Source organism: Uliginosibacterium sp. H1, from assembly GCF_036017065.1.
Taxonomy (GTDB): Bacteria; Pseudomonadota; Gammaproteobacteria; order Burkholderiales; family Rhodocyclaceae; genus Uliginosibacterium.
The window spans coordinates 1,921,943-1,943,725 of record NZ_JAYXHR010000001.1; the positions used below are offsets into that span (position 1 = coordinate 1,921,943).

Below are 21,783 nucleotides of genomic sequence, written 5' to 3' on the forward strand. Positions count from 1 at the left end.
CGTATATAGTTATCTGTTTCCCCGCTCCACCCGCCCTGCCTCTTGAGGAATCCATGGCCAAGGAAAAAGCCGTCGCTACAGCCAAAGAAACCCCGCGCAAGGATCAACCAAAAGCTCCTGCCGGGCGCCGTGCCAAGGACAAGACGAAGGACCTGATCACGCCGGTGCTGAGCGCCGACCCCAGCAAGGATGCCGAGGTCCGCCGCACCCGCCTCAAGACCCTCATCGCGCTGGGCAAGGAGCGCGGCTACCTCACGTACGCCGAAATCAACGACCACCTGCCCGAAGACATGGTGGACGCGGAACAGATCGAATCGATCATTTCCACGTTCAACGACATGGGCGTGCAGGTCTACGACGAAGCCCCGGCCGCCGAAGAACTGCTGATGTCCGACGCAGTGCCGGCCGCTGCCGTGGACGAAGAAGCCGAGGAACAGGCCGAGCAGGCACTGGCTTCCGTCGAATCCGAATTCGGCCGCACCACCGACCCGGTCCGCATGTACATGCGCGAGATGGGCACCGTGGAGCTCCTCACGCGTGATGGCGAAATCGAGATCGCCAAGCGCATCGAGGAAGGCCTCAAGCACATGGTCATCGCCATCTCGGCCTGCCCCACCACCATCGCCGACATCCTCGCGATGGTCGACAAGGTGACCAAGGACGAGATGCGCATCGACGACGTCATCGACGGCCTGGTCGATCCGAACGCCGTGGAAGAACAAGCCGCTGCCGCTGCGGAAGAAGAGATCGAGCTGGAAGACGACGCCGAGGAAGAAGACGAAGACGGCGAAAGTAGCGCTGCCGCCATGTCGGCCTCGCTGCAACAGCTCAAGACCGATGCGCTGGAGCGCTTCGAGATCATCCGCGGCCTGTACACCAAGGCCCTGCCGATCCTCGCCAAGAAGGGTCCGCAGGACAAGACCTACGTCAAGTACCAGGGCCAGATCAGCGCCGAGCTGATGAACATCCGCTTCTCGGCACGCGTGATCGAGAACCTGTGCGACTCCGTGCGCCACATGGTCGAGAGCGTGCGCAAGCACGAGCGCAAGATCCTGGAGCTGTGCGTGGATCGCGCCGGCATGCCGCGCGCCCACTTCATCAAGAGCTTCCCCGGCCATGAGTCCGACCTGGACTGGCTGAAGAACGAGATCTCCGCAGGAGGCGCCTACGCCGCCACGCTGATGCGCCTGCAGCCGGCCGTGCTGGAAGAACAGCAGAAGCTGATCGACCTGCAGACCCGCATCCAGATTTCGCTGAAGGACCTGAAGGACATCAACAAGCAGATGTCCACCGGTGAAGCGAAGATGCGCCGTGCCAAGCGCGAGATGACCGAGGCCAACCTGCGCCTCGTGATCTCGATCGCCAAGAAGTACACCAACCGCGGCCTGCAGTTCCTCGACCTCATCCAGGAAGGCAACATCGGCCTGATGAAGGCGGTGGACAAGTTCGAATACCGTCGCGGCTACAAGTTCTCCACGTACGCCACGTGGTGGATCCGTCAGGCCATCACCCGCTCGATCGCCGACCAGGCGCGCACCATCCGCATCCCGGTGCACATGATCGAGACGATCAACAAGATGAACCGCATCTCCCGTCAGATCCTGCAGGAAACCGGTGCCGAGCCGGATCCCGCAACGCTGGCGATCAAGATGGAGATGCCCGAGGACAAGATCCGCAAGATCCTGAAGATCAGCAAGGAGCCGATCTCCATGGAGACGCCGATCGGCGACGACGACGACTCCCACCTCGGCGACTTCATCGAGGACACCACCACCGTGTCCCCGGGCGATGCCGCGCTGTACTCCTCGCTCAAGGGTGTGACGAAGGAAATCCTCGACTCCCTGACGCCGCGCGAAGCCAAGGTGCTGCGCATGCGTTTCGGTATCGAGATGAACACCGACCACACGCTGGAAGAAGTCGGCAAGCAATTCGACGTCACTCGCGAACGCATCCGCCAGATCGAAGCCAAGGCCCTGCGCAAGCTGCGTCACCCCAGCCGCTCCGAGAAACTGAAGAGCTTCCTCGACGGCGAAGGCTGATCCCGCCACACCGATTGATCCTGACGCGGCTACTCACGAGGTAGCCGCGCTCACATCGGGCCTCTAGCTCATGCCTGGTTAGAGCAGCGGACTCATAATCCGTTGGTGCCGAGTTCGACTCTCGGGGGGCCCACCAAATTCAAGAACCACAGCGTATCAGAACGACTCAAAAACCCGCCATATAGCGGGTTTTTTCTTGCCTTCGCCGAATCAGTACGTTGCAGGACATGCCCCTAAAGCGCATCATGAATGGGGGCACAACAGGGGGCAACCTTGTGCCCCACGCAATCCATGCCCCCACCACAGGAGGGAGCATGCCGCTAACCGATCTGCAGGCCCGCAAGGCCCTACCCAAGGACAAGCCCTACCGCCTGGCTGACGGCGCCGGCATGTACCTGGAGGTACATCCGAACGGCAGCAAGTACTGGCGCCTCAAGTACCGCTTCGCCAACAAGGAAAAGCGCCTCGCCCTGGGCGTCTATCCCGATACCTCGCTGGGCGAGGCCCGCGAGCAACGGGACGAAGCCCGCAAGCTGCTGGCCGCTGGCGTTGATCCCGGCCTCGCCCGCAGGGCGCAGAAGGCAGCAAGGGCGACGGCCCACGCCAACAGCTTTGAGGCTGTCGCTCGTGAGTGGTACGCCAAGCGTCTGCCGACCTGGAGCGAGAAGTACGCTAGCGGAGCCCTTGCCAAACTTGAGCAAGGTCTGTTTCCCTGGCTTGGATCGCGGCCGATTGCCGAAGTCAAAGCGCCTGAGCTGCTGCAGTGCCTGCGGCGAATCGAGGGGCGCGGCACCATCGATACAGCACACCGCACCAAGGGCATTGCGGGCGAGGTCTTCCGCTACGCCGTTGCCACTGGCCGGGCGGAGCGCGACCCCAGCGCAGACCTCAAGGGCGCCCTCGCCCCCGTGAAGGTGCAACACCTCAAGGCTCTGACCGAACCCGCCCAGGTGGCGCCTCTGCTGCGGGCCATTGATGGCTATAGCGGTGGTCCAGTGGTGTGCGCAGCCCTTCGCCTTGCCCCCATGTTGTTTGTTCGCCCTGGCGAGCTGCGCCGCGCGGAGTGGGTGGATATCGACCTGGCCGCAGAGGAATGGCGCTACACCGTGACGAAGACCGATACCCAGCACATCGTTCCCCTACCCTCCCAAGCCGTTGCGATCCTGCGCGAGCTGCAAGCTATCACCGGAGAGGGTCGCTATGTCTTCCCGTCCGGGCGAGGCGCGTCTCGCCCCATGAGCGAGAACGGCGTTACCGCCGCCCTGCACGCTATGGGCTTCGGCGACGTGATGACCGGCCACGGCTTCCGCGCCATGGCTCGCACGATCCTGGATGAAGTAGTTGGCGTCCGACCCGATTACATCGAACACCAGTTAGCCCACGCTGTCCGCGATCCGAATGGCCGCGCCTACAACCGCACCGCCTTCCTTGCGGAGCGCAAGAAGATGATGCAGACCTGGGCCGACTACCTGGACAGACTCAAGTCTGGAGCCGAGGTTATTCCGCTTCGCGGGGGTGTTGCGGCATGAGTGCGCTACCGATTCCCCCGTTTTTCAGCGGGCCAGATGGGCCGAGTGGGCCAGCGCCCGGCAAACCGCATGGCTACTGGGTTATCGTCTTGCCCGCATGCCGGGCCGGGGTGGATTTTGGCCGGGCCACGCTGGGCCAGCGCAACGGCCTGATGCGTCCTGAGAATTTGTAGAAGCGCGCGGTAGCCTTGGCGCATGTGTGACTCAGCGAACTACTGACGATGAGGCTTTATGAAAAAGCGAATCAGCAGTCTGGTGGGTGAGGTGGTTTCGATTGATGCTGGGCACGCCCGAGAAACTGCCGCTGCGCTCCGAACTCTGGCAGATCAGGCTGAACGGGGTCTCATCACCGGCGTTGGTTACATCGTCGCCAGTGCAAGCCGAAAAATGAAACAAGGGGCCGTTGGTTACGTTGCCGCGAACCCCGAGCAATGCTCTTATGCGGCACACCGTCTGCATGCCGCACTGTGCTGGCCCGACGTCGAATAGTAGTGACGTAGCAGATCTTTGCCCCGCCTAGGTTTGGCCGCCGAAAAGCCGGATACCTTCACCGGCCTGGCGGGGCTCCTAATTGAAGGCCAGCGACGAAGGCGCTGACGTGGAGAAGAACCGCAACTCGTACCTTTTCTCAAAGAGAACCCGTGGGCAGGACGATGAAGATGGCTTCGGTGATGAGTGGTTTCAGACCGAAGCGTGGCCTGTCGCCCAACTTTCGGAGCCGACAGATTTCAGCAAGTACATGGAGCGCATTGCTGATGGCACCGCAACGGAGCGACATCATGAAGAGTTCGCGCTACGCATGATCTTGCGCTTTTGCGAGAACGCGGAGTCCGCATCAGTTGAGCCCGTCGTGCTTCGTTATCTTGCGGAGCAACTTTTCAAGGTGGCTATGGGCGGCCGTTGGGAAGACGAGCTTCCCCTGCCATGGGCCAAGATGAGCCTGCCCTGGACGCGTGCAGAGTGGGACGCGCTGCAGATATATTGCTTCGTTTCCAGTACGCACTCTGCGGACTCAAGCCAGCCCATCACCAAGGCAATCGAAAAGGCTGCGGCCCACTTCTCGTGCAGCTACGAGAAGGCGCGCGCTGCCTACTACGATCTTCGTCACCTATGTCCAGACCCTTCTAAATCTGAAGGGGATTCTTAGAAAGACGTTTGCATCGCTGAGGCCGACAGTGGTGACTCCTCAACACAAGGAGTCACTACATGTCCTGCCGTAGCCCCGCGTCTATTCCCGATGCACTCAAGTGCTTCGACTCGCTTCCCGACTCGGCCAGCGTACGACAGCCCGTCGTCGAAGCCCTCTTCTCCTGCTCAGCCGCTACCGTTTGGCGCCGGGTTCGCGATGGCCGCATCCCCCAGCCTCGTAAACTCTCTGACCGGGTAACCGCCTGGAACGTTGGCGAACTGCGTGCAGCCCTCGCCAAGGTAGGAGTAGCCCAATGAGCCGGCACCAGCAGCCTTGCCTGGCGCTCTCTCACACCAAGCAACCCACCCGCCCCGCCTACCTCCTGCGTCGCGCGCTGCGCGCTGTCGAGCAAGCGCACGCACAGGGCAAGAGGAATCCAAGAGCGGCCCTTACCGAGGAGGAACAGGAAGTACTGGAGGGAGCGCTCGCCAAGGCTCGACAGCAGCTCGACATTCCACCGCATCGCTCTGTGGCCTCCCTGCCCTTCAAGCACCATGGCGTGACCATGCGGATGTGGTTTCACGAGGACGGGCACCTGTACCTGATGAGCGATCTAGGGCACCGGCTGTTTTCATGCCTCGACGCGTGGGCGTGAGGTGTCTATGGGAAACCGAGAGCACCTGAGCCTCGCCCAAGTCGAGCGCCGCTTTCTGGAGGCCATGAACACCGCAGGCGTTGCTTGCGAGGCCGAGCTGGATCTGTCCGGCAAACTGGTTCGCTTCCACGTGGCTGGCGACAAGAAGGGGCGCAAAGACGGGTGGTACGTGGCCCATGCGGACGGCAACCCCAGTATCTGCTTTGGATGGTGGGGCGCATCGAGGCGCAGACGTTATCGCTGTTCGATGCGGCCACCCTGACAGCAGAAGAGCGCAGCCAACATGCCATACGAATAGAAGCTGCTAAGCAGATACGTCGCCGAGATGAGGCGCAGCGCCGCAGCAAGGCGGCGGGTGTGGCCACGACCGTGTGGACCAAGGCGCGACCAGCCCCAGCCGACCATTCCTACCTCGCCCACAAGCGCGTGGCACCGTACGCCCTGCGCGTCACCACCTGGCGGAAATGGGTGCGTGATGATGCTGGCGAGTGGCAGGAGCGGCAGTATCCCGATGCCCTGCTAGTACCCCTCTACAACGCAGCCGGCGAGCTGCGGAACCTGCAGGCCATCCTTGGCGACAAGGCCCTCCCTGGTGGCCGCGACAAGGATTTTCTGTCCGGCGCGGAAAAGGCCGGCTGTTTCCACCTGATCGGCACGCCGGGCGCAGGCGTGCCGCTACTGGTGTGCGAGGGCTACGCCACAGGCGCCACCTTGCACGCTGCTACCGGGCACGCCGTGGCCTTGGCGTTCGACTGCGGGAACCTCAAGCCTGTGGCCCTCGCCCTCCACGAAAAATGGCCCGATGCGCTGCTGCTGGTCGCTGGCGATGATGACCGGCACACGGAAGGTAACCCCGGTGCCACGAAGGCGAGAGAGGCGGCAGAAGCCATCGGCGGGCGCTGGTGCGTGCCCGACTTTTCCGGGCAGGGCGAGGCCACCAAGGCGACTGACTTCAATGACCTTGCCGCACTGGCAGATGCTGCGGAAGTGGCCCGCCAGATTGCCGCCGCTTTGGCATTGCCCGCATGCGAGGCGCCAGCCTCGCCCAGTCCCGCACCTTCTATGCAGACGTCTGCAAAGCCTTCGGCACCTGCGCGCTTTTCGCTGAATCCGCCCGGTCTGGCTGATGGCGTGTATTTCACCGAGCTGGACCGTGAGGGCAACGCCAAGGCACCCCGCTGGATCGCGGCGCCGCTGGACATTCCTGCCCTCACGCGTGACGCCAACGGCACCGGCTGGGGTTGCCTGTGCGTGTTCGATGATCCTGACTACGTAGAGCACCGGATCATCATCCCAGCGGAGAAGCTGAGGGGCGATGGCTTGGAAGCCTTGGGCATGCTGCTGGACCAAGGTTTGCGCGTATCCCCTGCCGGCAAGCGCCTGCTGGTGGAGTACCTGCAGACAGCCATGCCCAAGGGCCGTGCACGAATTTCCAAGCGCACCGGATGGCAGGACGTGAATGGGGGCGGCCGCGTGTTCCTGCTGCCTTCTGGCGCCATTGGCGCAGGGGGCGAAGCGTGGATCTATGAAGGTAGTGCCGAGCACTACCGCAAAGCCGGCACGCTGGCGGAGTGGCGTGAGCATGTGGCCCAGCCATGCGGCGGTAACTCGCGCCTGGTGTTCTCGCTGGCCGTGGCTTTTTCCGCGCCGCTGCTGCGTCTGGCCTCCACCGAATCAGGCGGCGGCTTCCACTGGCGTGGCGATTCAAGCCTGGGCAAGTCCCTGCTGCTGGAGCTTTGCGCGTCGGTCATTGGCTCGCCAGAGAAGGTACCCAAGTGGAACGCCACAGGCGTTGGGCTGGAAGGGCTGGCCGCTGCCTACTGCGATGCAGCCTTGCCCTTGGATGAGATCAAGATGGTCGATCCCAAGCAGGCTGCCACCAGCGCCTACCTGCTGACCAGCGGACAGGACCGGGCGCGCGGCAAGGCTGAGGGCGGCTTGCGCGCGCGCCTCTCCTGGCGGGGTCTGATCCTCTCAAGCGGGGAAATATCACTGGGCCAGCATGTGCAGGAAGCAGGCGGCAAGAACTACGCAGGCCAGGACGTACGTCTGTGCGATCTGCCGGCCGCCGCCTCGCCCGAGCTGGGTGTGTTTGACATCCTGCACGATGCGACCAGCTCGAAATCGATGCATGACCGCCTGAGCCGCGCAGTGCGCAAGTACCACGGCACGGCCTTCCCTGCGTGGCTGGAGTGGGTAGCAAAGGCGGATGCCGTGACGCTCGCTGATGCCGTGCGCGCCATGACTGACAGGTTCGAGCAGGAGTACTTGACCGATGAGGCCAGCGGGCAAGCCAGGCGCGTTGCCACCCGCTTTGCGCTGATCGCTGCCGCTGGTGAGCTGGCAACTCAGCAGGGCCTCACCGACTGGGCCATGGGCGAGGCGCTGAAGGCGGCAGGCCGGCTGTTTGGCGAGTGGCTGCGGGCACGCGGCGGCGAAGGGCGAAGCGAGGACCGCGACATGCTGCGACAGGTGCGCCTGTTCCCGGAGGCGCACGGCGAGGCCCGTTTTACCGACATGGGCCGCGCTGGCGACGATCACGCCCCCAAGACGCTGCACCGTGCGGGCTACCGACGCATCACCGCAGACACGGAGAACAAGCCCAAAGAGGACCGACGCACCGAGTATTTCCTCTTGCCCGAGGTCTGGCGTGTAGAGGTATGCAAAGGCTTCGACCCTGCCGCCGTAGCTCGCTTGATGCTCACGCATGGATATATGCGAAACGGGGGCGAGGCACAACGCATCGGGCAGGTGCGCGAACACATACCGGGCCATGGGCGCCAGCGCGTGTATCACGTCCTGCCGGCCTTCCTGGAGGCCGACCATGACTGACACGACCCACCCCGCGGGCCAACTTGGCCGGCTCGATATCGATGCGTTGTTCGTTGCCGCAAGACTGCCACAGGGCGAGGCTTGCGATTCTCAGGACGCATCAGGCCGTAGCAATGGCCCAGCGTGGCCCAGCCCGAACCCACTTCGACCTGACATGCGGGCCAGCCACAAACCCAGCAACCATGAGGGTTTGCGGGATGCTGGCCCACTTGGCCCATCTGGCCCACCTGAGAATGAGGGAATCGAGCATGCAACCTCTCAACGTGCGCCGGGTAGCGGGTACGCCGAAGGTGAATTTCGCGCTGCAGAGAAGTCCGCAAACCTGAGCCGCCCTACCCTGCACTATCGCCTCAAGGGCGAGGCGGGCGGCTCGGGTGGCACCGTCATCGGTAAGCCATCCGACAGCTTGGCCGACCTGCTGACTGAGCTGCAGCAGCGCTACGGCTCACGCCTTGATGTGGAGTCAGTGCATGAGGCTTTCGATGAGCGCGCCGGCATCATGCAGTTCGAGGCAGGGCTAGGGGTCGTCGAGGCAGAGCAGAAGGCTGCAGAGGATATTCTGAGCCGGTGGGAGCCTGGCGTCTGATGCATGGGGTGGGGGCGGTCAAAAGTCCCTGTCCTTGCTGCTCCAGACCGGCCGCTTAGCGTCCTGTTCATGGGGAGTTTCTGAAACAGGGGGGAGGGGTTGCCGTGGCTGCCCTTCCCTTGGTCTATCTGCAGTCTCGATAGCATTTGCCCCATCCGGTTCGATTGGCTGGAGCAGCGAGCCGTTCAACACGCCCTATCCCTATACTCCGCCCAGGGGTCTCGTCATCCAGATTCAAGGCGTTGCCGAAGGGTGGTTGCCCCCAGCCCGGATGCTTCGGGGGCATATTTGGGGGCACATCACGAAGCCACCCCTCCGCAGCAGCTTAAATGTCAATGACATACAAACGGCATTCTTCTCCCGGGGGGCCAAGAACATCCAGCACTTCCTTCGGGCCCGCATCTCTGCGGGCCTTTTGCTTGGTTTCCTCGGGAGCCACGCGCGTCCACTACCCTCCCATCAGTACGTCCTTGCAACGGCAACGCCGCCTGCTAGTCTGCTCATGTCAGACAAATACAATATTAGCCGGACAAATGTAAAAGACCGTGGCCCGACGTCGTGCCACGTCAATCACCAAGGGAGGAGACTGGCGATGAACTGTTCGTTCTTGCGGGACAGGAAGAACCTCGTTCGCATGGCAGCACGCGGCGGACGGCTGGGCGGAGTGCTGGTGATGTCCTGTGCAATGCTCGGGCTGTCGCCCGGCGCGTGGGCCTATGCGGAAGCGCCGATGCTGGCGACGGCGGTCAAGGCGGGGAAGCTGCCCCCGATAGACAAACGCCTGCCGGAACACCCGGACGTGGTGACGCCGATCAACCGCGTCGGCAGCTACGGAGGGGTGCTGCGCTCTGCCCTGCGTGGCAATGGGGATGGCAACGCCATCCTGCGGATCATCAGCCCGCAGGGTCTGGTGCGCTGGTCGCCGGACTTCTCGAAGGTCGTCCCGAATGTGGCGGAGAGCTGGACGCTCAGTCCGGACGCGAAGGAGTATGTCTTCAAGCTGCGACGCGGAATGAAGTGGTCGGACGGGTCCACCTTCAATGCCGATGACATCCTGTTCGCCACCAACGACCTGATCGCCAACAGGCAGTTCTTCTCCACGCCGCCCGGCCGCTATGCGGCCGACGGCAAGATGATGGCGGTGGACAAGCTGGACGACTACACCGTCCGCTTCCGCTTCAGCGCCCCGTACCGCACCTTCATCGAGGAACTGGCCACGCCGCTCGGACAGCACCCCGTGATGTACCCGAAGAATTATTGTCAGAAGTTCCACCCGAAGTACAACCCGAAGGTGGATGACGACGTCAAGGCGGCCCGCCTGCAGGACTGGGCCGCGCTGATGCGGGTCAAGTGCGGCGATATCGAGGTGGCAACCCGCTGGAGCAACCCCGACAAGCCGACGCTGGACCCCTGGGTCATCAAGGAGCCCTATGCCGGCAGCGTCACCCGCGTGTCATTGCAACGCAACCCGTATTTCTGGGAGGTCGACACCGCCGGCAACCAGTTGCCCTACATCGACAGCATCCAGTTCTCGGTGATCTCCGAAGTGGAAACCATCGTACTGGCGGCGATGAACGGCCAGCTCGATTTCCAGGTGCGCCACATCCTCAACATCCAGAACCGGCCGGTGCTCAGCGAGAACGCGACGCGCGGTGGCTACACCATGCTCGCCCTGCCCGACATCAACGCCACCTCCACGGCGGTCTTCATCAACCAGTCGACCAAGAACGAGAAATTGCGCCCGCTGGCCCGCAACAAGGATTTCCGGGTCGCCCTGTCGCTGGCGATGAACCGCAAGGAGATCAGCGACATCGTCTTCCTCGGCCAGGGCACGCCCTGGCAGATCGGACCCGCGCCGGCCAACAAGTTCTACAACGAGAAGCTTGCGCGCCAGTACACCCAGTACGACCTCAAACAGGCCAACGCACTGCTCGACAAGATCGGCCTCACCCAGCGCGATGCCGAAGGCTTCCGGCTGTACCCGGGCGGTGGTCGCATCTCGATGGGGGTGATCGTCAGTATCGCCAGCAGCTACCAGGTGGAACTGCTGGAACTGGTGCGCGCGCAGTGGGCAAAGGCCGGCCTGGAACTGGTCATCCAGGCTTCCGAACGCACGCTCTACTACGACCGCGCCAGCAACAACGACTACGACCTGTCGGTCGACAGTCTGGCGGGTGGCTACGATCCGACGCAGAACCCGCGCGGCTTCCTGGCCGTGCATCCGCTTGAGTCACGCCAGAGCCTGCTGTGGGTGCGCTGGTACGAAAGCGGTGGCAAGCAGGGCGAGGAGCCGCCGCCCAGCATGAAGAAACGCCTGCAGCTCTACGACCAGTGGAAGGCGGCCACCACCGACAAGGAGGCCGATGAGCTGTTCCGCCAGATCCTCGCCATCGCGGCCGACGAGCTGGAAGTGCTGGGCACGGTGAGCCCGCCGCGCAACACCGGCATCCGCAACGCGAAGCTGGGCAATGTGCTGGACACCATGCCCTGGGGCTGGACCTATCCCTCGCCCGGCCCCAGCCTCGTGCAACAGTGGTACTACACCCGGTAGACACCCCGCCCTTCTCCGCCGTGCAGTGAGGTGGCGAAGGGCTTGCCGGCAGGCGCACCCACCCGGCCGAGAATGACAGGCGCGGCCATCGCGCCGCAACAAGCAGGCTTCGCGCTTGCCCCTACAATACCGCCCACTAGACCAACAAGGATGGGCGGAGAGACATGGGCAAGAAAGCAAAAATGCGGGGGGCAGCACTGGCGGCGCCCATGCCGCGGGCGCTGAGCGCAGGACAACGGCTGGACCGCCTGCTGGGCAATTACCTCAGCACGATGGCCTTCCTGCTCGGGGCCTATTTCATCTGCTTCGAGCTGTCGCCCTTCCACCAGCGCGAACTGACGCGCGACTTCAACTTCGCCTACATCGGCCTGCCGCTGGAGCCGCTGGGCTTCTCCACCAGCTTCGTGCCGGTGCAATGGATCTTCCGCCTGCTGATCGCCATCTACGCGGTAGTGCTGATCCGCTTCTACCTGAAGTATCCGTACATCCGCTCCAAGGCCTACATCTTCCTGCGCGGCCTGTGGCCCAGCATCCGACGCGAGAAGGGGTTCTCGCGCGACACCAAGCAGGCCGGCCTCGCGCTGCTGCTGAAGTTCTTCTTCGCACCGCTGATGATCAACTGGTGCTGGGGACATATCGCCGACATGGTGGGCAGCGTCGGCCGCACGCTGGAGATGTGGGGCCACACCGACACCTTCCGCACGCTCTTCGATGCCAGCCTGTTCTGGGCCTGCTTCCAGCTCATCCTGTTCATCGACACCTTCCTGTTCACGCTGGGCTACATCATCGAGACCCCGCGCCTGAAGAACCGCATCGTCACGGTGGAGCCAACCTTCTTCGGCTGGTTCATCTGCCTGGCCTGCTACCCCCCGTTCAACGGCTTCACCAGCCAGTTCTTCGAGTGGCACAGCAGCGACTTCCCGAACTTCGAAACCACCTGGCTCCACGTCGCCGCCGGCGTCGCCGCGTTGTCGCTGATGGGCATCTACTCCTGGGCTTCGGTCGCACTGGGCTTCAAGGCCAGCAACCTGACCAACCGCGGCATCATTTCGCACGGCCCCTACAAGTACGTGCGCCACCCGGCCTACACGGCGAAGAACCTCGCCTGGTGGATCGGCGCCACGCCGATCATCATCGGCGCCTTCAACAACGGCGGACTGCGCACCGGCCTGTACGCCGCCGGCTGCACCGCGGCCTGGAGCTGCATCTACGCGCTGCGCGCATGGACCGAAGAGCGTCACCTGCTGATGACCGACAACGGTTACGCCGAGTACAAGAAGAAAGTGCCGTACCGGTTCATCCCGGGCGTCGTCTGAAGACCCATCCGATCCAGCAAAAGAGAACGGCGCCTTGTGGCGCCGTTCTCTTGCCAGCTACCCCAACGCATCCAGGCGACGCGCCGGGCAAGGTACTCAACCGCGCCGTGCCGCCTCGATCGTCGCGATGTCGATCTTCTTCATCTCCATCATCGCGTCGAACGCCCGCTTCGCCGCCGCACGGTCCGGGTCCGTCGTCGCGGCGATCAGCGCGCGTGGGGTGATCTGCCATGACAGGCCCCACTTGTCCTTGCACCAACCACACTGGCTTTCCTGGCCGCCGTTCCCGACGATCGCGTTCCACAGGCGGTCGGTCTCGGCCTGGTCATCCGTCGCCACCTGGAAGGAAAACGCCTCGCTGTGCTGGAATTCGGGACCGCCATTCAGGCCCAGGCAGGGAATCCCCATCACCGTGAAGTCGACGGTCAGGACATCACCCTCCTTGCCCGCGGGATAGTCGCCCGGCGCGCGCTGCGCCGCGCCCACCTTGCTGTCGGGAAAAGTCTTCGCGTAGAACTCGGCGGCATCCAGCGCGTCGCCGTCATACCAGAGGCAGATCGTATTCTTGCTGACCATGTTCGTTCTCCGTGTGTGGGGAACTGATTGGAACACGGTCCGTAGCGGGCGTTCATGAAGAAACGGGCTCGCAATCCCACGATGGCGAGCCCGTTCCATATGGCAGTGTCTGCTCCGCCGGCGTGACGGAGCCGCGGGTGACTACAGCACCATCCCAGCGCCCACCGTGTTGTTGGTGCTTTCGTCGATGACGATGAAGGCACCGGTGGCACGGTTGTCGGTATAGGCATCGGCGAACACGGGTTGCGCCAGTTTCCAGCTCACTTTGGCGATGTCGTTCATCGACAGCTGGGTGGCGTCCACGTGTTCCTGCGAGTTCACGTCCACCTTGAAGGCAACACCGGTGAGCTTGGCCTTGCTGGTGCGCGTGGTGTGACGAATCAGGTAGGTGCGGGCCGGCGACAGCGGCGTCTCGGACAGCCAGCACAGCATGGCCTCGACTTCCTTCTTCTGCTCAGGCACCTCGCCGGATTTCACCAGCATGTCGCCGCGCGAGATGTCGATCTCGTCTTCCAGCAGGATGGTCACGGACTGCTCGGTCACGCCCTCGGCAATGTTCTCGCCGCCGATCTGCACCGCTTTCACGCGACTCTCGCGGCCATTCGGTAGCGCGGTCAGCAGATCGCCGACCTTCACCGAGCCGGACTCGATCCGGCCCTGGAAACCGCGGTAATCATGCAGTTCCGGATTCGCGGAATCCTGCGGGCGGCACACGAACTGCACCGGGAAGCGGAAGGCTTCGGTGCGCTCGCTGTGCGCGCCCGGCGCACGCTCCAGGATGTCCAGCATCGTCGGCCCCTGGTACCAGGCCATGGTCTCGGAGCGATCCACCACGTTGTCGCCGTTGAGCGCCGACAGCGGAATGAACTGGATGTCGGCACGGCCTTCGAACAGGCCCATCTTCGCCACGAAGGCCTTGTACTCGGCGATGATCGCCTCGTACTTCGCCTGGTCGTGGTCGATCAGGTCCATCTTGTTCACCGCCACGACGATGTGCGGAATGCCGACCAGGTGCGCCAGGTAGCTGTGGCGGCGGGTCTGGGTCAGCACGCCCTTGCGCGCGTCGATGAGGATGATGGCGAGGTTGGCCGTCGAGGCCGCGGTCACCATGTTGCGGGTGTATTGCTCGTGGCCCGGCGCATCGGCAATGATGTACTTGCGCGTACCGGTACTGAAGTAGCGGTACGCGACGTCGATGGTGATGCCCTGCTCGCGCTCGGCCTGCAGGCCATCGGTCAGCAGCGAGAGGTCAACCGCCTCCATGCCGCGCTTCTTCGAGGTCTTCTCGATGGCGGTCAGCGTGTCGGCCAGGATGGTCTTGGTGTCGAACAGCAGGCGACCGATCAGGGTGCTCTTGCCGTCGTCCACGCTGCCGCAGGTCATGAAGCGCAGCAAGCCGTTGTCGGTGATGTTGTCGTGGGCGGACATCTCAGAAATACCCTTCCTTCTTGCGTTGCTCCATCGAGGCGTCCGAGGTCTGGTCGTCCAGACGCGTCGCGCCGCGCTCGGTGATGGTCGTCGTCGCCGTTTCCAGCACGATCTTGCCGACGTTGTCGGCGTCCGACTCCACCGGCGCCGTGCAGGTGATGTCGCCGACGGTGCGGAAGCGCACCTGCAGGTCGATGACCTGCTCGCCCGCCTTCGGCACGTTCACCAGTTCGCCGTTTCCGGAAGCCACGTTCACCGGCACGATGGCACCGCCACGCATCACCACCGGGCGCGTGTGCGAGAAGTAGATGCTGGGCAGTTCCAGCTTCTCGCGCTCGATGTACTGCCACACGTCCATCTCGGTCCAGTTGCTGATCGGGAAAGCGCGGATGTTCTCGCCACGATGCGAGCGCGCGTTGTACAGGTTCCACAACTCGGGGCGCTGGTTCTTGGGGTCCCACTGGCCGAACTCGTCGCGGAAGCTCATCACGCGCTCCTTGGCGCGGGCCTTCTCCTCGTCACGACGGGCGCCGCCGATGCAGGCGTCGAACTCGAACTCGGCAATCGCCTCCAGCAGGGTCACCGACTGGTGCTTGTTGCGCGGTTCGTCCGGATGCTTCAGCACCACGGTGCCACGCTTCATGGAGTCTTCCACCGAGCGCACGATCAGGCGCTCGCCCAGTTCGGCCGCGCGCTTGTCGCGGAAGTCGGTGACTTCCTTGTAGTTGTGGCCGGTGTCGATGTGCATCAGCGGGAACGGGAATTTGCCCGGGCGGAAGGCCTTCTCGGCCACGCGCAGCATGCAGATGGAATCCTTGCCGCCGGAGAACAGCAGCACCGGGCGCTCGCACTGGCCAGCCACCTCACGCATGATGTGGATGGCCTCGGCTTCCAGCCAGTCGAGATGGGACAGGGTTTGTTTGGTCAGAGTGCTCATCGTCTTGGTGAAACGTGAAAGGTGAAAAGTGAAACGTGGAGGTACGCGCTTGCGTTTCACCTTTCACGTTTGACGTTTCACGAAGCTATTTCTTTACGTGCAGTCCGCATTCCTTGGAGGTGGGATCCTCCCACCACCAACGTCCAGCACGCACGTCCTCGCCCAGCGCCACGGCACGCGTGCAGGGCGCGCAGCCGATGCTGGGGTAGAACTGGTCGTGCAGGGCGTTGTAGGGCACGCCGTTGGCGCGGATGTAGGCCCACACTTCCGCCTCGCTCCAGTCCGACAGCGGGTTGAATTTCTCCAGCTTGTTGCCGGCGTCGAACTCGCGCACGGCCAGCTCGGTGCGCGTCGCGGACTGTGCCGCACGCATGCCGGTAATCCACGCGCCCTTGCCGGCGAGTGCGCGCCTGAGCGGTTCCACCTTGCGGATGCCGCAGCATTCCTTGCGCAGGTCCACCGACTCGTAGAAGGCGTTGATGCCCTTGATGCGCACGAACTGCTCGACCGCCTCGGATTGCGGGAAGAACACCTTCAGCTTGATGTCGTAGTGCTTCTCCACCTCGCCCATCAGCGTGTAGGTCTCGGCGGGCAGGCGGCCGGTATCCAGCGAGAAGATCTCGATGGGCAGGCCGCTCTTCACGATGAGATCGGTCAGCACCATGTCCTCGGCGCCGAAGCTGTTGGCAAAAGTCGCGCCACCCTTGGCGTCGAACTCTTCCGCAATCGCGTGCAGCAGCTCCAGCACCTGGCGCGACTTCACCTGCACGCTGGCGCGCAGCGCATCGGTCAGCTCGGGCCGGGTCGCCGGGTTGCCCGGTGGCGGACGCAGCATGGAGACGGCACCACTCACGCGGTCACGCTCCTCGCATGGCGACGCCACAGCGGACGCTTGTCATCCACCGCGCCCTGGTAGGGTTCGCTGAAGTCCTTAAGCGATGCGATGGCATCCTCGGCCGAGCGATCGGCGCGGATCAGGAAGGCATCGAAGCCGGTGCGCTTGAAGAAGAACAGCTGGTCGCGCAGCACGTCGCCCAGCGCGCGCAACTCGTTGCGGTAACCGAAACGGGTGCGCAGCAAGGCGCCGGCGGAATAGATGCGGCCATCGGCGAAGCGCTCGACGTGGACCGCAATCAGCGGCAGCACGTTGATGTCCGGCAGGCTGGCGACCAGGTCCTCGACCAGCTCGTGGGTCTCGACCCACACGCCGATCTCGTTGGCGGCAACACGCGCCGACAGTTCATCCTTGCGCGCCAGCCAAACTGTCAGCGGCAGCAGCACGCGGCCCTGGGCCGGGATGTCGGTGGCGGCGATCTCGTCCGCCGATGCCGTGGCATCGCCGGTCAGCTTGAACAGCACGACCTTGCCGGCCTGCTTCTTCACTTCCTCGGTCGCCTTGTTGATGCGTACCCAGGTCCAGTCGTCGGCGACGATGCGGCCGACACCGTTTTCCAGCTTGATGAGATTGGACGTGCTGGAGTTCACCGCATCAGACATTTGCTGCTTCCTTCTTCGCCGGCTGGCGATCCGCGTACACGCGGGTCTTGAACGGCGTGACGCCGAGGCGGCGCACGGTGTCGATGAAACGCTCTTCCGGCGTGCGGTTCTCGACGTACACATCGATCAGGCGTTGCACCACGCCGGCCACTTCATCCGCCGCGAAGGACGGCCCGATCACCGAGCCGAGGCTGGCGTCGTTGCCCTGCTTGCCGCCGATGGAGACCTGGTACCACTCCTCGTCGTTCTTATCGACGCCCAGGATGCCGATGTGGCCCACGTGGTGGTGGCCGCAGGAGTTCATGCAGCCGGAGATGTTCAGTTCCATCTCGCCGATGTCGTGCTGGTAGTCCAGGTCGTCGAACTGGCGCTGGATGGATTCCGCGATCGGAATGCTCTTGGCATTGGCTAGGTCGCAGAACGAACCGCCGGGGCAGCAGATGATGTCGGTGATGAGGCCGATGTTGGAGGTCGCCAGTCCAGCCGCCTTCGCTTCCTGCCACACGGCGTACAGGTCGCTGAGCCTGACGTCGGACAGCACGATGTTCTGCTCGTGGGTGGTGCGCAGTTCGCCGAAGCTGAACTTGTCGGCCAGGTCCGCCACGGTGTCCAGCTGGCTGTCGGTAATGTCGCCCGGCGCCACGCCGGTGGGCTTCAGCGACAGGGTGACGGCGCGATAGCCCGGCACCTTGTGGGCGTGCACATTGCGCTTCACCCAGTTGTCGAAGGCCTTCTCGGCCGCGCGCTTCGCGTCGATGCCGGCGTCGGCCTCCACCAGGGTTTCGTAGGGCGGCGCGGTGAAGTACTGCGCCACGCGGTCGAACTCTTCCTGGGTCAGCGTGGTTTCGCGATCCCGGGTGTGCGCCCACTCGTCTTCCACCTGGCGCTTGAACTCGGCAATGCCCAGCGCCTTCACCAGGATCTTGATGCGTGCCTTGTAGATGTTGTCGCGACGGCCATAGCGGTTGTAGACGCGGATGATCGCCTCGCAGTAACTGATGAGGTGACGCCAGGGCAGCGCGTCCTCGATCACTTCGCCGAGGATGGGCGTACGGCCCAGGCCGCCGCCGACCCACACCTTCGCCAGCAGCTCACCGGCGGCATCGCGGTACAGCTCCAGACCGATGTCGTGCATCTGCACCACGGCGCGGTCTTCCTTGGTGCCGCTGATGGCGATCTTGAACTTGCGCGGCAGCAGCGCGAACTCGGGGTGGAAGGTGCTCCACTGGCGGATGATCTCGGCCAGCGGACGCGGGTCCACCACTTCGTCGGGCGCGATGCCGGCGAACTGGTCGGTCGTGGTGTTGCGGATGCAGTTGCCGGAGGTCTGGATGGCGTGCATCTGCACGCTGGCCAGCTCTTCCAGGATGTCCGGCACGTCCTTCAGCTCCGGCCAGTTGTACTGGAAGTTCTGGCGCGTCGACACGTGGGCATAGCCGCGGTCGTACTTGCGCGCGATGTGCGCCAGCTTGCGGATCTGCGTCGAGTTGAGCAGACCGTAGGGCACGGCCACGCGCAGCATCGGCGCGTAGCGCTGGATGTACAGGCCGTTCTGCAGGCGCAGCGGCTTGTACTCGTCGCCCGTCAATTCGCCCGCCAGGAAGCGGCGGGTCTGGTCGCGGAACTGCGCGACGCGTTCATTGACGATCTGTTGGTCGTATTGGTCGTAGCGGTACATCTCGCTTCCTTCTCAGCTCAGCGTGCAATCAGCTTGGCGCCCACCAGCACCAGCATCAATGCAAGCAACGGGCGCAATACGCGCTCGGGAATCTTCACGGACACCTGGCTACCCAGCCAGATGCCCGGCAGCGAACCGACCAGCAGGCTGCCCAGCAGCTTCCAGTCGATCTCGCCCAGCCACCAGTGGCCCAGGCCCGCCACCAGCGTCAGCGGCACGGCGTGGGCGATATCGCTGCCGACGACGCGGATCGCCGGCAGCGCGGGATACAGCAGGAACAGCGCCGTCACGCCCAGCGCGCCCGCCCCCACCGACGAGATGGACACCAGCACGCCCAGGATGGCGCCGGTCACCACCGTCAGCACCTCGGTGCGACGCGGGTTGGGCGTGGCAGGCGCATGACGCAGCGCGAAGGCCTGGATCTTCTTGCGGAGCACCAGCGCCGCAGCGGTCAGCAGCAGGGCCACGCCCAGCGCGTAGGAAATGACCTGTGACGCACCTTTGAGACCACCCGGCGCGAAGTTCGTTACCAGCACCAGGGTGATCGCCGCGGCCGGGATCGAACCCGTCGCCAGCAGGCGGGTGATCTTCCAGTCCACCGTCCCCTTGAGGCTGTGCGCCAGCGTACCGCCCGCCTTGGTGATGGCGGCGTACAGCAGGTCGGTGCCGACGGCCACCGCGGGGTGGATGCCGAACAGCAACACCAGCAGTGGCGTCATCAGCGAGCCGCCGCCCACACCGGTGATGCCCACGATGGCACCTACGGCAAAGCCGGCGAGAGGGTAGGCGAAGTCCATGTCCTGTTCTGGTGTTATGCACACTCTCGGTCAGACTGCGGATGTTAAGAGCCGCCCATAGGGAAAAGAAGCCGCTATCTGTTAGGCACAAATAAGAAAAAGTAATATGAGGCCTTCACCCGCAGAAGGCCTTTCCATGGTTCTACCCATCGCGTGCTGGCGCCCTGACGGCACCATCAAGGCCGCCGCCGGGCAGGCGCACCCCACCTGGCCCCCCACGGAAGCGCCCGGCGGCCTCGTGGCCGGCCGCAAGCGCTGAGCCGGGACCCGCCATGTCCACCGCCATCAGCCGGGACGACTTCCAGCGCTACCTGCACCAGCACATCCCCCTGTCGCAGGCCATGCAGGTCGAGCTGGTCTCGCTCGCCGACGACCACCTGAGTGTCAGCGCGCCGCTGGAGCCCAACCTCAACCACCGCGGCACCTTCTTCGGCGGCAGCGCCTCCACGCTGTGCATCCTGTCCGCCTGGTCCCTGCTCTACACGCGGCTGCGCGCCGCCGGCCGCGACTGCCGGCTGGTCATCCGCCGCAACAGCATGGAATACACCCGCCCGGTGGAAGGCCGCGCCACCGCCACCGCGCGGCTGGCCGAACCCGCCGGCGGGGACACGGGGTGGGAAGCGTTCCTGCAGGCCTTCGACCGACGCGGCAAGGCGCGCATCCGTGTCGTTTCCGTACTGAGCTACGACGGCCAGGAAGCCGGGCGACTGGAAGGCGAGTTCATCGCGCTGGCCCATGACGACACCACCGGAGCCGGCGCATGAACCTGCAACAGCTCCGCTACGTGCTGGAAGTTGCCCGCCACAACCTGTCGGTGTCCGAAGCCGCCGACGCCCTGTTCACCTCCCAGCCCGGCGTCTCCAAGCAGATCCGCCTGCTGGAAGAAGAACTCGGCCTCGACGTCTTCGTCCGCCACGGCAAGCGCCTGGTGTCCATCACCGAGCCCGGCAAGAAAGTGCTGGCGATCGCCGAGCGCATGCTGCGCGAAGCCGACAACCTGCGCGCTGTAGCCGACGAATTCCACGCCGAGGACAGCGGCCGCCTGGTCATCGCCACCACCCACACCCAGGCGCGCTACGCCCTGCCCAAGGTGGTGGGCGAATTCATGCGCCGCTATCCCAAGGTACAACTCGAACTCCACCAGGCCAGCCCCAAGCAGATCGCCGAACAGGTGCTGGCCGGCGAGGCCGACCTCGGCATCGCCACCGAAGCACTGACCAACCACGCCGAGCTGGCCACCCTGCCCTGCCACCAGTGGAACCGCAGCGTCATCGCCAAGACCGGCCACCCGCTGCTGCGCGAGCGCGTTCTGACGCTGGAAGCCATCGCCCGCTACCCCATCATTACCTACGACGCCGCCTTCACCGGCCGCAGCGCCATCAACCGCGCCTTCCTCGCCCGCGGCCTCAAACCGAACATCGTGCTCACCGCGCTGGATTCCGACGTCATCAAGACCTACGTCGGCATGGACCTCGGCATCGGCATCGTCGCCACCATGGCGCTCGACCCGATGAGCGACCGCGGCCTGCAGGCCGTGGATGCCGCCCATCTGTTCGAGTCGAGTACCACCCGCGTCGGCCTGCCGCGCAATGCATGGTTGCGGGGCTATGTGTATGCCTTCATCGAGCTGTTTGCGCCCCAGCTGACGCGGAAGGTGGTGGATGCGGCATTGGGCGGGGAGATGGGGAGCGATCCGGGGCTCTGAGCGTCGCCGCCATGCCCGTGCACACCGATGTGTGGCATCGGACAATGATCAAGGCATGGCCGGACGGTCGGCATCGTGCAACCATGGCAGCGCACAATGGCAAGGACAGTGCACCTGCTCCAACTGCGGAAGGAAACACCATGCGCAACCCCTCCATCCTGTCGCTGCTGCTGGCACTGCACGCAGCCCCCTCTGCTGCCGCGCCCCTCTCCCCCGCGTGCGAAGCCAAGCGAACAAGAATCGAGACACAGATTGCCGAAGCCACCGCACGCGGCAACAAGCAGGAACTGGCCGGCCTGAACCGCGCCCTGCGCGCCACCACCGCCAACTGTACAGACGCGTCACTTGCGAAAGAACGCGACGCCCGGATCCGCAAAGCAGAGAAGGAGATTGCAGAGCGCGAGAAGGACCTGGCGCAGGCCCAGAAATCCGGCGACGCGGACAAAGTGGAAAAACGACGCGAGAAGCTGGAAGAAGCGCGTCGCGAACTGGTCGAGGCGCAGAAACCGGTCACGCCTTAGCGTCATG

At 64.1% G+C, this 21,783-nt stretch carries 21 protein-coding genes and 1 tRNA gene; 14 read left to right on the plus strand and 8 right to left on the minus strand.

Annotation, left to right across the window (positions count from 1 at the left end):
• Window positions 1-53 precede the first annotated feature (53 nt).
• The 3 genes from rpoD (at window position 54) to VVD47_RS08695 (ending at window position 3,568) form a co-directional block, all read left to right on the plus strand.
• Window positions 54-2,039 carry an RNA polymerase sigma factor RpoD gene (gene rpoD, locus VVD47_RS08685; protein ID WP_327603008.1) on the plus strand — a complete coding sequence of 662 codons (1,986 nt, stop codon included), beginning with the start codon at window positions 54-56 and terminating at the stop codon, window positions 2,037-2,039.
• A gap of 57 nt (window positions 2,040-2,096) precedes the next feature.
• Window positions 2,097-2,175, plus strand: a tRNA-Ile gene (locus VVD47_RS08690).
• A gap of 178 nt (window positions 2,176-2,353) precedes the next feature.
• Window positions 2,354-3,568 carry a tyrosine-type recombinase/integrase gene (locus VVD47_RS08695; protein ID WP_327603009.1) on the plus strand — a complete coding sequence of 405 codons (1,215 nt, stop codon included), beginning with the start codon at window positions 2,354-2,356 and terminating at the stop codon, window positions 3,566-3,568.
• Between the two features lie 204 nt (window positions 3,569-3,772).
• Here the strand turns inward: VVD47_RS08695 and VVD47_RS08700 are convergent, their stop codons facing one another.
• Window positions 3,773-4,027 (minus strand): hypothetical protein, encoded by a 255-nt coding sequence (locus VVD47_RS08700; RefSeq protein WP_327603010.1) that lies wholly within the window; start codon window positions 4,025-4,027, stop codon window positions 3,773-3,775.
• 112 nt (window positions 4,028-4,139) lie between these two features.
• On the opposite strand from VVD47_RS08700, the gene VVD47_RS08705 reads away from it, so the two are divergent.
• The 7 genes from VVD47_RS08705 to VVD47_RS08735 all read left to right on the plus strand — a co-directional run bounded on the left by VVD47_RS08705 (window position 4,140) and on the right by VVD47_RS08735 (window position 12,637).
• Window positions 4,140-4,715 (plus strand): hypothetical protein, encoded by a 576-nt coding sequence (locus tag VVD47_RS08705; protein WP_327603011.1) that lies wholly within the window; start codon window positions 4,140-4,142, stop codon window positions 4,713-4,715.
• A 59-nt stretch (window positions 4,716-4,774) separates the two neighbouring features.
• The gene (locus VVD47_RS08710) at window positions 4,775-5,014 is read left to right on the plus strand and encodes a helix-turn-helix transcriptional regulator (RefSeq protein ID WP_327603012.1); all 240 of its coding nucleotides are present in this window, start codon (window positions 4,775-4,777) and stop codon (window positions 5,012-5,014) included.
• Window positions 5,011-5,352: a hypothetical protein gene (locus tag VVD47_RS08715; RefSeq protein WP_327603013.1), complete on the plus strand. Its 342-nt coding sequence runs from the start codon at window positions 5,011-5,013 to the stop codon at window positions 5,350-5,352. Before VVD47_RS08710 ends, VVD47_RS08715 begins: the two co-directional genes overlap by 4 nt.
• A gap of 207 nt (window positions 5,353-5,559) precedes the next feature.
• Complete coding sequence (locus VVD47_RS08720; protein WP_327603014.1) at window positions 5,560-8,184, plus strand: DUF927 domain-containing protein; 2,625 nt, start codon at window positions 5,560-5,562, stop codon at window positions 8,182-8,184.
• The gene (locus VVD47_RS08725) at window positions 8,177-8,770 is read left to right on the plus strand and encodes a hypothetical protein (protein WP_327603015.1); all 594 of its coding nucleotides are present in this window, start codon (window positions 8,177-8,179) and stop codon (window positions 8,768-8,770) included. The genes VVD47_RS08720 and VVD47_RS08725 overlap by 8 nt, the downstream gene beginning before the upstream one ends.
• A gap of 592 nt (window positions 8,771-9,362) precedes the next feature.
• The gene (locus VVD47_RS08730; protein ID WP_327603016.1) at window positions 9,363-11,321 is read left to right on the plus strand and encodes an ABC transporter substrate-binding protein; all 1,959 of its coding nucleotides are present in this window, start codon (window positions 9,363-9,365) and stop codon (window positions 11,319-11,321) included.
• A 164-nt stretch (window positions 11,322-11,485) separates the two neighbouring features.
• Entirely contained in the window at window positions 11,486-12,637 is a 1,152-nt protein-coding gene (locus VVD47_RS08735; protein WP_327603017.1) for a methyltransferase family protein, read from the plus strand.
• A gap of 96 nt (window positions 12,638-12,733) precedes the next feature.
• Here VVD47_RS08735 and VVD47_RS08740 read toward each other — a convergent pair whose 3' ends face one another.
• The 7 genes from VVD47_RS08740 to VVD47_RS08770 all read right to left on the minus strand — a co-directional run bounded on the left by VVD47_RS08740 (window position 12,734) and on the right by VVD47_RS08770 (window position 19,550).
• Complete coding sequence (locus VVD47_RS08740; protein WP_327603018.1) at window positions 12,734-13,213, minus strand: VOC family protein; 480 nt, start codon at window positions 13,211-13,213, stop codon at window positions 12,734-12,736.
• Between the two features lie 141 nt (window positions 13,214-13,354).
• A complete protein-coding gene (locus VVD47_RS08745; protein WP_327603019.1) occupies window positions 13,355-14,641 on the minus strand; it encodes a sulfate adenylyltransferase subunit 1 in 1,287 nt (428 codons plus the stop codon).
• A 1-nt stretch (window position 14,642) separates the two neighbouring features.
• Window positions 14,643-15,578, minus strand: coding sequence for a sulfate adenylyltransferase subunit CysD (cysD, locus tag VVD47_RS08750; protein WP_327603020.1), 936 nt, complete (start codon window positions 15,576-15,578; stop codon window positions 14,643-14,645).
• An 85-nt stretch (window positions 15,579-15,663) separates the two neighbouring features.
• Window positions 15,664-16,431, minus strand: a complete 768-nt coding sequence (locus tag VVD47_RS08755) for a phosphoadenylyl-sulfate reductase (protein ID WP_327603021.1) — start codon at window positions 16,429-16,431, stop codon at window positions 15,664-15,666.
• Complete coding sequence (locus VVD47_RS08760) at window positions 16,428-17,075, minus strand: DUF934 domain-containing protein (RefSeq protein WP_327603022.1); 648 nt, start codon at window positions 17,073-17,075, stop codon at window positions 16,428-16,430. The genes VVD47_RS08755 and VVD47_RS08760 overlap by 4 nt, the downstream gene beginning before the upstream one ends.
• On the minus strand, window positions 17,068-18,753 hold the full coding sequence (locus VVD47_RS08765; protein WP_327603023.1) for a nitrite/sulfite reductase: 1,686 nt from the start codon (window positions 18,751-18,753) through the stop codon (window positions 17,068-17,070). Before VVD47_RS08765 ends, VVD47_RS08760 begins: the two co-directional genes overlap by 8 nt.
• 17 nt (window positions 18,754-18,770) lie before the next feature.
• Window positions 18,771-19,550 carry a sulfite exporter TauE/SafE family protein gene (locus tag VVD47_RS08770; protein WP_327603024.1) on the minus strand — a complete coding sequence of 260 codons (780 nt, stop codon included), beginning with the start codon at window positions 19,548-19,550 and terminating at the stop codon, window positions 18,771-18,773.
• 136 nt (window positions 19,551-19,686) lie between these two features.
• Between VVD47_RS08770 and VVD47_RS08775 the strand changes: the two genes are divergently transcribed.
• The 4 genes from VVD47_RS08775 to VVD47_RS08790 all read left to right on the plus strand — a co-directional run bounded on the left by VVD47_RS08775 (window position 19,687) and on the right by VVD47_RS08790 (window position 21,776).
• Window positions 19,687-19,809: a hypothetical protein gene (locus VVD47_RS08775; protein WP_327603025.1), complete on the plus strand. Its 123-nt coding sequence runs from the start codon at window positions 19,687-19,689 to the stop codon at window positions 19,807-19,809.
• Window positions 19,810-19,822: 13 nt separating this feature from the next.
• On the plus strand, window positions 19,823-20,314 hold the full coding sequence (locus VVD47_RS08780; protein WP_327603026.1) for a YiiD C-terminal domain-containing protein: 492 nt from the start codon (window positions 19,823-19,825) through the stop codon (window positions 20,312-20,314).
• On the plus strand, window positions 20,311-21,255 hold the full coding sequence (locus VVD47_RS08785) for a CysB family HTH-type transcriptional regulator (RefSeq protein ID WP_327603027.1): 945 nt from the start codon (window positions 20,311-20,313) through the stop codon (window positions 21,253-21,255). The genes VVD47_RS08780 and VVD47_RS08785 overlap by 4 nt, the downstream gene beginning before the upstream one ends.
• A gap of 140 nt (window positions 21,256-21,395) precedes the next feature.
• A complete protein-coding gene (locus VVD47_RS08790; protein ID WP_327603028.1) occupies window positions 21,396-21,776 on the plus strand; it encodes a DUF1090 domain-containing protein in 381 nt (126 codons plus the stop codon).
• Window positions 21,777-21,783 lie beyond the last annotated feature (7 nt).

Bases quoted from the DNA above. Each gene is read 5' to 3' on its own strand.
- VVD47_RS08720 (WP_327603014.1), top strand. From the start codon at position 5,560: ATGGTGGGGCGCATCGAGGCGCAGACGTTATCGCTGTTCGATGCGGCC.
- VVD47_RS08740 (WP_327603018.1), bottom strand. From the start codon at position 13,213: ATGGTCAGCAAGAATACGATCTGCCTCTGGTATGACGGCGACGCGCTG.
- VVD47_RS08770 (WP_327603024.1), bottom strand. From the start codon at position 19,550: ATGGACTTCGCCTACCCTCTCGCCGGCTTTGCCGTAGGTGCCATCGTG.
- VVD47_RS08775 (WP_327603025.1), top strand. From the start codon at position 19,687: ATGGTTCTACCCATCGCGTGCTGGCGCCCTGACGGCACCATCAAGGCC.
- VVD47_RS08760 (WP_327603022.1), bottom strand. From the start codon at position 17,075: ATGTCTGATGCGGTGAACTCCAGCACGTCCAATCTCATCAAGCTGGAA.
- VVD47_RS08780 (WP_327603026.1), top strand. From the start codon at position 19,823: ATGTCCACCGCCATCAGCCGGGACGACTTCCAGCGCTACCTGCACCAG.
- rpoD (WP_327603008.1), top strand. From the start codon at position 54: ATGGCCAAGGAAAAAGCCGTCGCTACAGCCAAAGAAACCCCGCGCAAG.
- VVD47_RS08700 (WP_327603010.1), bottom strand. From the start codon at position 4,027: ATGCAGACGGTGTGCCGCATAAGAGCATTGCTCGGGGTTCGCGGCAAC.
- VVD47_RS08745 (WP_327603019.1), bottom strand. From the start codon at position 14,641: ATGTCCGCCCACGACAACATCACCGACAACGGCTTGCTGCGCTTCATG.
- cysD (WP_327603020.1), bottom strand. From the start codon at position 15,578: ATGAGCACTCTGACCAAACAAACCCTGTCCCATCTCGACTGGCTGGAA.
- VVD47_RS08725 (WP_327603015.1), top strand. From the start codon at position 8,177: ATGACTGACACGACCCACCCCGCGGGCCAACTTGGCCGGCTCGATATC.
- VVD47_RS08730 (WP_327603016.1), top strand. From the start codon at position 9,363: ATGAACTGTTCGTTCTTGCGGGACAGGAAGAACCTCGTTCGCATGGCA.
- VVD47_RS08790 (WP_327603028.1), top strand. From the start codon at position 21,396: ATGCGCAACCCCTCCATCCTGTCGCTGCTGCTGGCACTGCACGCAGCC.
- VVD47_RS08695 (WP_327603009.1), top strand. From the start codon at position 2,354: ATGCCGCTAACCGATCTGCAGGCCCGCAAGGCCCTACCCAAGGACAAG.
- VVD47_RS08785 (WP_327603027.1), top strand. From the start codon at position 20,311: ATGAACCTGCAACAGCTCCGCTACGTGCTGGAAGTTGCCCGCCACAAC.
- VVD47_RS08735 (WP_327603017.1), top strand. From the start codon at position 11,486: ATGGGCAAGAAAGCAAAAATGCGGGGGGCAGCACTGGCGGCGCCCATG.
- VVD47_RS08715 (WP_327603013.1), top strand. From the start codon at position 5,011: ATGAGCCGGCACCAGCAGCCTTGCCTGGCGCTCTCTCACACCAAGCAA.
- VVD47_RS08710 (WP_327603012.1), top strand. From the start codon at position 4,775: ATGTCCTGCCGTAGCCCCGCGTCTATTCCCGATGCACTCAAGTGCTTC.
- VVD47_RS08765 (WP_327603023.1), bottom strand. From the start codon at position 18,753: ATGTACCGCTACGACCAATACGACCAACAGATCGTCAATGAACGCGTC.